This window comes from Streptomyces sp. NPDC005576 (genome assembly GCF_042871745.1).
Lineage (GTDB): Bacteria > Actinomycetota > Actinomycetes > Streptomycetales > Streptomycetaceae > Streptomyces.
Genome location: NZ_JBIAJC010000022.1, coordinates 96,111 through 107,048 on the forward strand (window position 1 = coordinate 96,111; position 10,938 = coordinate 107,048).

General features: G+C 73.6%; 1 protein-coding gene (cut by a window edge). It reads right to left on the reverse strand.

Annotated features, from left to right (window positions below; genetic code table 11):
- A protein-coding gene (locus ACFYPN_RS30675) for a hypothetical protein (protein ID WP_389302775.1) crosses the window boundary here: on the reverse strand, positions 1 to 10,839 show its beginning. It extends 21,189 nt beyond the left edge of the window; 10,839 of the gene's 32,028 nt are visible here — the first part of the coding sequence; it begins with the start codon at positions 10,837 to 10,839; its stop codon lies beyond the left edge, outside the window.
- Between the last annotated feature and the right edge of the window lie 99 nt (positions 10,840 to 10,938).

Here is a 10,938-nt window from a genome sequence, read left to right on the forward strand (position 1 = left end):
CTGCCACTGGTCCGTGAAGTCCCGGCCGACCGGTTGGGTGCCGAAGCTGATCGTCGAGGACCGCACCTCGCCGAGCGACACCCTGACGCCGGCTCCCACCTGTTCGCCGGGGGCGGGCGGCGCTCCGCGCAGTCCTCCGTACGTCCGATCCGGGCCGGAGGGGTCGTAGGAGGGGTTGGGAACGAAGTACACCTCGGCGGTGTAGGCGCCGGTGTCGGGGTCCAGCCGGGCCCCGTCGGTCACCTCGACACCCACGATGTACTCGGGCCGGATCCCTCCCGGGAAGGCCACCTCCTCCTCCAGCTCGGCGAGCGGGGAGTCGGGCAGCGTCGCCCGGACGTCCACGCCGCCGGGCGCGTCGATCAGGTACCGCAGGTCCGTGCCCCACTCGGGGTGCTGAGCGGTCTGCGAACGCGTGGTGCTCACCCAGACGGACGGGGTGTTGGCGCTCTTGTACTCGTCGAGGGTCGGGACGTCCATGCTCCTGGGGGTGAGTCCGTCACGGAAGACGTCCTCGTACGTCGCCCAGCCACGCTCGCGCTCCCACCGGAAGAGCAGGCTGCGGTCGGTCCGGTGCCGGATCGGCCCTGCGATGCCCGACCGCAGGAGAGGGGGGTCCACCGGGACGACCGGGGTGGTGGCCGCTGCGGCTGCCGGCCGGCTGCTGTGAGCACCCCGGCCGGGCCACGCCATGGCCGCCAGGTGTGTGATGTCCCCGGCGACCTCGACGTTCCGCCGGGCGAACCATTCCTCGGCCTCGGAGGCTCCGGCGCCCTGTACCCCGTCGCCGGAAGGCTCCGCGTAGACGATCTCGGGGCGCTCCACCCGCACCACCGCGGCTCGGCGCCGCGTCTGCTCGCCGCCGGCCAGCAGGGCCCTCTCGGGGAGCTCCCTCGCGGCCGACGCCACCCGGAAGACCGGACCGGTGTTCCGGGCCCGTACCCCCAACCGCTCCAGGGCGGCCGCGAGGACGTCGGCCACCGCCTGGGCACGCTGGCGGCCCGTCGCCTCCGCGTTCCGCCCGTTGCCGTGACCCGTGACCACGACCGTGGGAAGCGTTCCGTCGCCCTGCTCGTACCAGGCCCGCAACTCCCGCGCCAGGCGGGTCGCGTAAGCCAGCAGCTGCTGGCGCTGCGCCGGACCCGGCGTCTTCGACTTCTCGTCGAAGACGACCGCGGTCGGGGGCACCGCGTGGTGCGCCAGGAACTCCCGCAGGCCGTCGGGATCGGTGTACGTCTGCCGTGGGGCGTTCGCCTGCGGGGCGCCCCGCAGACCGCCGGTGCCGCTCCCGCCGGTCGTCTCCGCCGACCGCGCCGGGTTGGCGAAGGCCTCCGGGGCCTGCGGCTCCCGCTGCCCCGTGAGCTCCATGGCGTCGCGGAAGATCTCGTACACGGCGTTGTCGGCGGCGGTCGCCTCCACCGGGTTGGCCGACGCCGCGCGGGCCGCGTCGGGGTCCTCGCCGTAGAGCCGTCGCAGCAGCGGGAGCAGCTCCCGGTCCCGGGCGCTGCGATGCACGTAGTCGGCACCGTTCTCCCGGGGGCGGCCGGTGGCCTCGTCCGTGCCGTGGTTGGTTCCCAAGTAGGCGTTGGTCAGCTGGGCGAAGTACTCGTCGGGGCTGGTCGAGGCGTAGTTGTCCACCTCGCGGCCGGCCAGGTCCCGTCGTACGCCGTCGGGCCAGGGCTCGCCGCCGCCCAGAGCGCGCTTGGTCCGCCACACCTGGTCGATGAGCGCGCGGTCCCGTTCCGGCAGGGCGTCGTGGACGAGGTGGGCCAGCTCGTGGGTGACGCTGGAGTAGCCGTCGGCCATGTGCGGGGCGGCGCCCGGGACCGTGGTGACCTCCCCCAGCAGGTTCTCCTCCGGGATCGCCGCGGTGAGTTCTGCGTTGGTGGCCCCGCGCAATTGGGCGTAGCGGCGGCCGAACTCGTCGAAGCCGCTGCCGGATCCGTGGAAGCCGCCGAGGGCGGTCAACGGGGTGTCCTGGGGCAGCACCATGACCACCGCGGCCTCCGTGAGCAGCGTCGCGGCCACGTCCGCGTCACGAATCGCCCGGGTCACCAGGGCGTACGCCTCGCGCCTCGCGGAGGCGGGTCGGGTGACGCCGTCCGGAACCACCACGAGCAGACGCGCCGTGACCCGGGCGAGGTCCTGCCGGGCGAGGGAGCCTGCAGCGAGAGAGGACGTCAGCCCGTCCACGAAGCGGGTGTTCCGGGCCAGCCAGCGGCGGTGTCCCGACGGCATGTACTCCAGGATGTCCAGCAGCTCCGGTGCCGGCGTCCTCAGCAGTTCGTCGACGAAAGCGCCTGGTTCCGCCGGTTCGACCGGCGCCGGCGGCTCCACCGGGCCGGAACGCCGGACGTCCGCTCCCAGGACGGTGCCCTCGGACGGGACGCCCTCCGGCATCGGGGGGTTCGCTCTCATGGCCGCGATCAGCGCCCGCAGGGTGGCCGGCTGCGTGGTGCGGACCACGTCCAGCGCGTGCAGGATCTCGTCACCGGAGACTGCCCGGCGGGCGTCCCAGCCGTACCCCGCGCGGACCAGATCCTCCACGAGCCCTGTGCTGAACGCCCGGGGGTTCTCCATCTGGCCGAAGGCGTCCCGGTGGAGGCGTGCGAGGACGGCCACGTCCTGGAACGTCGGCCGGGTGGTCGCGTTCGGGTTCTGGAGGTCCCTGGTCACCCGCATGACGCGGAGCATCGTCATGCGGTCGGCCGCGGTGACGGGAAGACCGGGGGCGAGCAGGCCCGATCCGCGGACGGAGGCGTCGAACTGGGCCGCGGTCCGTGCGTCGGGGAGGGCGACCTGCCAGCTGCCCCGGGCACCGCCGGGAGGGGTGACCAGACCGATCGGGGCCGACGTCGGCGTGGTGGTCATGCTCACCTGGCTGGTGGCGCCGAAGACCATGCGCGACGAAGCGTGGGCCAGGTCCTGGATGAAGGTGGTGCCTCGGCCGGGGTCGGGGGCGGCCGCCCAGCAGCTGAGGGTGACCACCGGGCCGGCCGGGAACAGTTCTCCGAACGACCGGCGCCTGCGCAGCAGAGCCCCCGCCTGGGCACCGGAGAAGCCGATTTCGCGGCCGTCCGCCACCTGGAGGACGACCGTCCCGGGGTGCCCGTGGGCGAGGAGCAGGTACGGGTTCAGCCCCGGCCAGACGAGGGGCTCCGGAGCCGTGGCGCTCAGGCGGTCATGGGGCAGCTGGGTGGTGTGCGCGGACTCCGTGGCGGAGCCCACCACGCCGAGCTTCCCCTCACGACCGGCGGCGAACCTCTGCTGTGCCAGGGACCAGTGCCCGGCCACCCGTCCGTCGTGGTCGGCGAACGGCCGTAGGAGCACCTCGGTGTCGGCGAACACCTCCCCGTCCACGGAGGTGATCCGCCCCGGCGCGGCCGGTGCCGCCTGGGCCGGCCGTCCCGCCCGCTGCGGCAGGGTGATCCACTGGCCGGTGATCCGGACCGCGTCGCGGAGCACCCCGAGGGCCAACTGTCCCTGCGCGTCCGGGAAGAGGACCGCGCGCCCGGTGTGGCCCCACACCTGCCGGCCTGCCGCGTCACGCACCGCGCGCAGCAGCCCCAGGTCACGGAAGAGCGCGCCCGGAACCACCACCAGCAGCGGGACGTCGGCGTCCAGCCCCCGCAGCTGCGGGTCCGAGGCCACCACCCCGGCGAACTCGTCGAACGTCAGCCGCAGGGTCTCACCCGAAGCACCGTCGATCACCCGGATCCGGTCCCGGGTGTCCGGGGCCGGCTCCGCGTGCACCACGTACGGCGGTCGGCCGGCACGCCACGGGACCGTCCCGGGGCCGCCGACCGGGGTGGGAGCGCCCGGTTCGCCGGTCTCCTCCAGCATCCGGTACGTCTGCGGCACCCCGGTCGGCGACGGGTTGCCCCGGCGCCCGGTGAAGTCCCGCCCCACCACGTTCGACCAGGACCGGATCGGCACGGAGCGCACCTGGTCCACCGAGAGCGCGATGGTGCCCGGCATGGTCTGCCCGGGACCGGGCGGCGCGCCGCGCACGCCCGAGCCCCGGCGGCCTCCGGCGCTGCTCTTCCGCGACTGCTTCGCCCGTGCGGCGGTAGCGGCGGTCTGGCCGGAGCCGGAGGCGGTGTTCTCGGCGCGGCGGGTGTCGGCCTGTACGACGCGTTCCTGGGAGGCGAGCAGCTGCGGCGCGTCCTCGGCCGCTTCCAGCGGGAGCGGGCCGGAGACGTAGGCGCTGCCGTTGCCGTCCCACCGGTAGTCATTGCCCTGCCGGGACGTACTGATCCCGTAGACGAGTACGCCGACCCGGCCGTCCGCACCGAGCACGTACGCGAACGACACTCCACCGCTGCCACTGTCCAGGTGCGCGTGGAGCGCCTGGTTGACCCGCACAGCAGACTCCCGCGGGCGACTGGTTCCCGACGCCAGTGCCGTCAGCACCCGGTGCTGCGCAGCCGAGAACGACCCCTCACCCAGACGGTTGCCGTACTCCACCCGGCCGCTGTACTGCCAGGTGCCGGGAAGGTGAGGACGGAAGACGGACAGCCGCTCCTCACGCTCCTCCCGCTCGGCCGCCACCCTCGCGCGGTGCGCCGACTCCGCCGCACGCCAGGCCGGCTCCACCGCACCCCGCACCCACCCGCGCGGTCCCCCTTCCAGCGACACGTCCAGTGCGGCGAGATGGTCCGCGTACGCCGCGAAGTCCCGCTCCAGATCCCAGCTCGCCCCACCCCGGCCCAGGAACGCGGCAAACCCGAACTCCTCCATCCGCCCCGGCGCCGACCGCCACTCCTCCGCCAAGTCCGGGAAGGCCGCCACCAGCGCCGCCAACTCCGGAGACGCCACCACCCGAGGCAGCAGGGCGCCCTCGCGCAGCAACTGCGGGACCTCCTCGTCCCGCGCCAGCGCCACCAGCACCTCGCGGTGCCTGCGCTGCAACGGTCCAAGTTCAGGAATCCGGCGGACCACCGCCTGCAGCTCGGCGTCCGGCACCTGCCGGGTCGCCGGAGCGCCCGCTCCCTGAGCAGTGCCCACGTCCGACGGGGCGGACTGCTGCCTGCGGGCCCCCTGCCTCCCGGCGCCTCCGGCACTTCCGGTCGACCGCGATGTCTCCCGCATCCGGTCCAGCTCGGCGGCCAACCGCTCGGGGCCGGTCAGAAGCTCCGGCAGTCTGCCGTCACGGACGGCGGCCCGTACCCCGTCGACGAATCCGGGAGTGGCCAGGACACGCCCGAGCAGCTCCGGGGAGCGCAGCACGAGAGCGGCGAGCTCGGGGTGACCGTCCAGTACGGCCGTCAGCGTGTCGTCGGAGAGCGCTGCGAGCAGGTGGGCACCGGACGCGGTGACCGGGTCCGTGCTGGACGCCAGCACCTGGATCAGTGCCGGCCGGCTGCGCAGGTGCCGCAGTACCCTCGCCGACTGCGCCAACGCCTCGGACAACGTCGGCACCCGGGTGAGGGCCCGCCACAACGTGGTGTCGCCCGCCAGATCGTCGACGAGTGTGCGGCGCGCCCGGAGCACGGTGAGAAGACCGGTGTGGGCCCGCAGTCTTCCCGCGACGGCCGCACTGTCCCGCATGGCCCGCGCCAGGCCGGGCAGTCCGCCCAGCACCGGCGCCAGCCCAGGGGTGCTCACCAGGTCCTGGGCCACCTCGGGCCGCTCCCGCAGCAGCGCCCGCACACCCTCCTCGCGCTCCAGCAGGTCCGCCAGTTGCTCCGCGTCCTCCATCGCCCTGACCAGCGCCGGCGTCCGCGTGACGACCGGCAGCAGTCCCGGAGTGCGCAGCACCACCGCGGCCTGCCGCGGATGGTCCCGGAACGCCTCCACGAGCCGCTGGTCGTCCAGCAGCCGGGCCGCGTCCTGTCCCGTCCGCAGCTCACCGGGGTACTCCGCCAGAGCGCGCGCGAGCGCGGGCGCCGCGATCAGGGCGCGGATGCGCGCCGGGTGCTCGGCGAGCGCCTGTGCGACCGCGACACTGGACACCACGGCTCGCGCCGTGGTCTCGGCCTCCTGTCCTGCCCGCCCCAGGACGAGTTGCTTTCCCTCCCCCCGGTAGAACAGGCCGGCCAGCGCACCCACCAGGTGTTCGTTCTCACCGAGTACGGCCGCCATCCGCTGGTCGTCCGCGACGGCCGCACAGACCGCTTCACTGGCCATCAGCAGGAGGAGTCCGCCGAACCGGTCGCCCCGCAGCGCTCCGGGCAGGGTGCGGTGGACCTCGTAGGCGCGGATGTACTCCCGGTTCCGCCCCATGGCATCGGCCTGTCGTTGGTAGGACGGGCTGGCGAGTGCCTGCACCATGGACGGCTGACGGAGGAAGTAGAGATAGAGCCTGCCGTTCTCCCGCAGCCCCCTGGTCAGCAGGGGCCGTTGGTACAGCGCCTTCAGCGCGCTGCTGGTGCGGTCGGCCAGGAGTCCGACCAGCCCGGGTCGCTTGAGCAGAGTGGGTGTCATCTCCCGGTCCTGCAGCATCGCCAGGAGGATGCCGAACTCCCGCCCGATGGCGCCCCGCAGTTCCTTCAGCTGCTCCAGGGCGCGCAGTGCGTCCGCCGCCGTGCGCTGGTACCACTCACGGGTGAGCGGGTCAGCGATCTCGCCGAGCACGTCGGGGATGCGCTCCGGCGCGTCGAGGACCGCCCTGGCCAGTCGCGCCGGACCCGCCTCGACCGGGATACCGCTGTGGGTGACACTGACCTCACCCGCCGCACGTACCGCCTGGGCGAACTCCTTCGCCGACGTCCGGCTGAGTGCCAGGTGGTCGCGGAGCCGGCCGGTGTCTTTCAGGTCCGCGAGGAAGGCGTCCCGCGCCAGGGCGTCCGTCAGCAGGTCGGGGCTGGACGCCAGTGCCTTGACCAGGGCGGGACCGTCCTCACTGTCCAGGGCGGCGAGGAGGTCGGTATCGGTGAACAGCCTCCTCCAGTGCGGGGACGGCGTCACATCGTTCTCGTAGGCGGCGAACGCCCGCAGCAGCGCCGGGCGGTCCACCAAGTGGGCGACCAGGCCCGGGAACTCCTGCAGAGTGGCGGTCACGTGGCGGGCCGCCAGGGTCAGCTGCAGCAACGCCCCCTCGTTCTTCAGGAGGTCGTTCAGTGCCGACGGGTTCTTCTGGAGGAAGGGCAGCACGAAGGGGTCCCTGGCGAGGAGCGAAGCCAGACGCCCTTCGGTGCGCAGAGCCTCCCCGATCCCGGCGACGCCGTTGAGCAACTCGCCGACGACCGCGTTGTTGTACGCGAACTCCCGCACCGCGGGGTCCGCGTACGCCAGGGTGCGCATCACAGGGTTCTCGGCCAGCGTCTCGGCGAAGATCCGCGTCCTGCTCTGCGGCACCGCAGCGGCGGTGCCGTCCTGCGCGTACACCCAGGTGCTGAGGCCGGGCGCGTTCGCGGCGCGCAGCAGGGTACGCAGGAGGCTCGCGGCCAGCAACGGGGAACCGGGCGTGAGTTGGGCGCGCAGTGCGGCGTTCTCGGGTGCCAGGAGTCTGCGGTACTCGTGGGGTGCGCGCAGCAGGTCCGGGTGGTCCAGCAGGACCGCCACGAGGTCGGCGTCGAGCAACGCCCGGCTGAGTTCGCTCTCCCCCGTGACCGCCGCGCGCACCTTCGGATCGGCGAGCAACCGCTGCACCGGCCGTGCACCGGGCCCCGGGTTCTGCCGCTCGGGCACCTGCGCCACCGCGCTCCGCAGCAGCTCCGCCAACCTGTCCTCGTCGCCCAACTCGGCATCGAAACGCCGTGGTTGGTAGGACAACACCTCCGCCAGACCCGGATTGGCGTAAGCCACCCGCAGCAACTGCGGCGACCCCGCCAGCCGACGCGCCAGGGCAGGACTCTCCACCAGCACGTCCGACAACTCCGGATCACTGTCCAGCACCCCCAGCACCCGGGGATCCCGCCGCGCCGCGGCCAGCAGCTCCGGCATCCGGAAAACGGTCATCAGCTGCTGCGGGTGACGGTTCATCGCCCGGAGCAGGTCGACGCTGCCCAGTACGGCCTTGATCTGCTCGGTGTCCACGGGGTAGGCGCGAATCGCCATGGTGAGGTTGATGTTGTTCCGGAGGGCCCTGATGGCGGCCACCGGAGCGGTCGCGGCACGCAGTGCTTCGGCGAGCTGCGGAACCGAGGTCACGGCGCCCGCGACCCGCGAACTCTCGGCGGCCGCACGGATCAGGGACAGCTTGCCCCCGAGGCCCTTGATCAGACCGAGCTCGCGCACCACCGTCTGCCGCAGCCGGGGATCCGCCTCCAGGGCCTTCGCCACTTCCTGGTACCGCATCAGGAACGGCACATGCTCGGCCACGGGAGGCAGGGACTCGGCGGAGTGGAGCTCCCTCAGCAGGTTCGGATGCGCGCCCAGGAACTGCGCGAAACCGGGCTGGGTCAGAACCACCCCCCGCAGGCGGCCCGAATTCCCCACGGCGGCCAGCACGTCCGGCCGGTCCAGCACCAGGTACGGCAGCGCCTCCCGCTGGATGGTCCCCGTCTGCCTCGCGACGTGGCCGAGGAAAAGCCTGGCCAGGTCCGTGGTGGGCGTGAAAGGCCTGATGGCCTGGGCCTGGGGCACGACTTCGCGGAGCCACTGAGCCACCTGCTCGGCGATCTGTTCCTCGCGCTGCGGGTTGCGGACGTACCTGCCCGGCCCGCCGGCGAGCCTGACGGCATCCATCTCGGTCGCGGCCACGGCCAGGCGTCGGGCCTCGGCGGGACTCAGCGAGGTCTCCCCCGCACCGGGAGCGCCCCGCACCCCGGGCACGGGTCGGCCTGCCGGTGCCTCCGGGGGATTGGCGCGGCCGACCGCGAACAGCGCCGTCACGGACTTCGGCCCGTACGCGGCGGTCTGGTCGAGGAGGTGCGCGATGTCGCCGTCGGTCACCGGCCGCGAGGCGTCGAGACGGAAGGCCGCCCGTGCCAGAGCCTGGAGGCTGCCCTTGTCGAACAGCATGACGGCGCCGGAGGCCGGGGCCGCCGCCCGGTGGAGGCGGGCCACGGCGGCCAGCGGGCGGACCGACCGGGGATCCGCCGGGTGGGGGCCGTGGAGGTCACGGTGGGTGCGGAGTACCTCGAACATCCACATGCGGTCGTCGTCCGTCACAGCCGTGCCGCCGAGCGGCGGACCGCCGTCGTGGACGGACCGGTCGAACGCCTCGCGCCGGGACCGGGGGGCGGCGACCCGCCACGTGCCCGGCTCTTCGGTCCGCTCGTCGTCGACGACGCCGAGCGGAGGGTTCAGCTCCGCGTGGACGGCGCGCTCGGGAGCGGCAAACACCGTGCGCCCCGAGGAGTCCGCGAGCTGCTGGACGAAGGTGGTGGTGCGGAGGGACGGGGAGGCGGCCGCTCGGCCGGAGAGGACCACGACCGGGCGGTCCGGCGCGACGAGTTCCGCGAAGGAACGGCGTTGCCCCACCAGTCGGCCCGCCCGCTCGCCGGAGAACCGCACGGTGCGGCCGTCCGACGCCAGCAGCGTGACGGCGCCGGGGCGACCGTACGCCTGGAGGAACCAGGGGCTCGGACCGGACCGGGCGCCGGATGCGGAGCCGGTGGGGACCCCGTCCCCCGGCGGCTTCCAGTAGTGCGCCGACTCCCCGGCGTCCGTTGCCGCGTGGAGCCACTCCGCACGGCTGCCGCCGCGCTCCCGCTCCGTCGTGGACCGGTGACCGGCGACGGGGCCGTCGAGGTGGGCGAACGGACGCAGGACCAGATCCGCGGCGTCGACCAGCTCGCCGTCGACGGTCCAGAGCGGCTCCGGGGGCTCCGGCTCCTGCCCGGGGGGGTCCGCCGGCAGGTGCAGCCACTGACCGGTGGCGCGCCCCTCGTCCCGCAGGACTCCGATTCCCGGCGCGCCACCCGGCGTCTCCTCGAACAGCACCGCCCGCCCGGTGTGGCCCCAGACGGGGCGGCCCGACGCGTCGCGCACCGCCCGCAGCAGATCCAGACCGCGGGACAGGGCGTCCGGTACCAGCACCGCGACCGGCAGTTCGGCGTGCACCCGTGCCAGGTACGGATCCGATGCCAGCAGCGACGCGAACTCGGCGAACGTCAACTCCGTCGCCTGGTCGGCTTCTTGATCGAACACCTCGATCCGGTCATGGCGGCCGGGCGCCAGTCGCGCGTGCACCGCGTACGCCGACTGCCACGTCAGACCGAGCGGGTTTCCGACCGGTGCGTACTCCTCCGACCCGTCCAGCCCGGTCGGACGTTCCAGCAACCGGTAGGTCCGCGGCACCGCGGACACCTGGGTCACGGCTCTGCCGGAGGTGAAGTCCCGAACGGCCACGAAGGAGCCGAGCACGACGGTGGAGGAACGGACCTGAGCCAGAGTGGGCGTCGCGTCCGCTCCGGATGCCGTTCCCGGCCGGTCGTCCCCGGCCACGGTGGATGCCGGGGCACGGTCCGGCGCCGGGCCGGTCTGCCCGGTGAGGGCCATGGCGTCGCGGAAGGTCTCGTACACGGCGTCGTCGGCGGCGGTCGCCGCCACCGGGTTGGCCGGCGTGCTGGAGGCGCCCGGGTCCGTCCCGTACAGCCGTTCCAACAGCGGCAGCAACTCCCGCTCGTGACGGCGCACGTACACCGCGCCGTTGTTGCGATCCAGACCGGTCGCCGCGTCGCTGCCGTGGTTGGTCCCCAGATAGGCGTTGGTCAGCTGGGCGAAGTACTCATCCGCGCTGGTCGAGGAGTAGTTGTCCCGCACCTTGCCGCCCGGCAGCTCCAGCCGCACGCCGTCGGGCCACACCACACTGCCGCCACCCGCCCGCTTCGCCTCCCACACCGCTTCGATCAGCGCCCGCTCCTCCGGCGACAACGCGTCGTGCACCAGGTGCGCCAGCTCGTGCGTCACGCTGGAGTAGCCGTCCGCCTGGTGCGACTGCGGACCCACCGTCGTGGTCTCCCCCAGCAGGTTCTCCTCCGCGACCGCGGCCGTCAACGACTCGTTCGCCGCCCCCCGCATCTCGTCGTACGGCCGCCCCGAACCGTC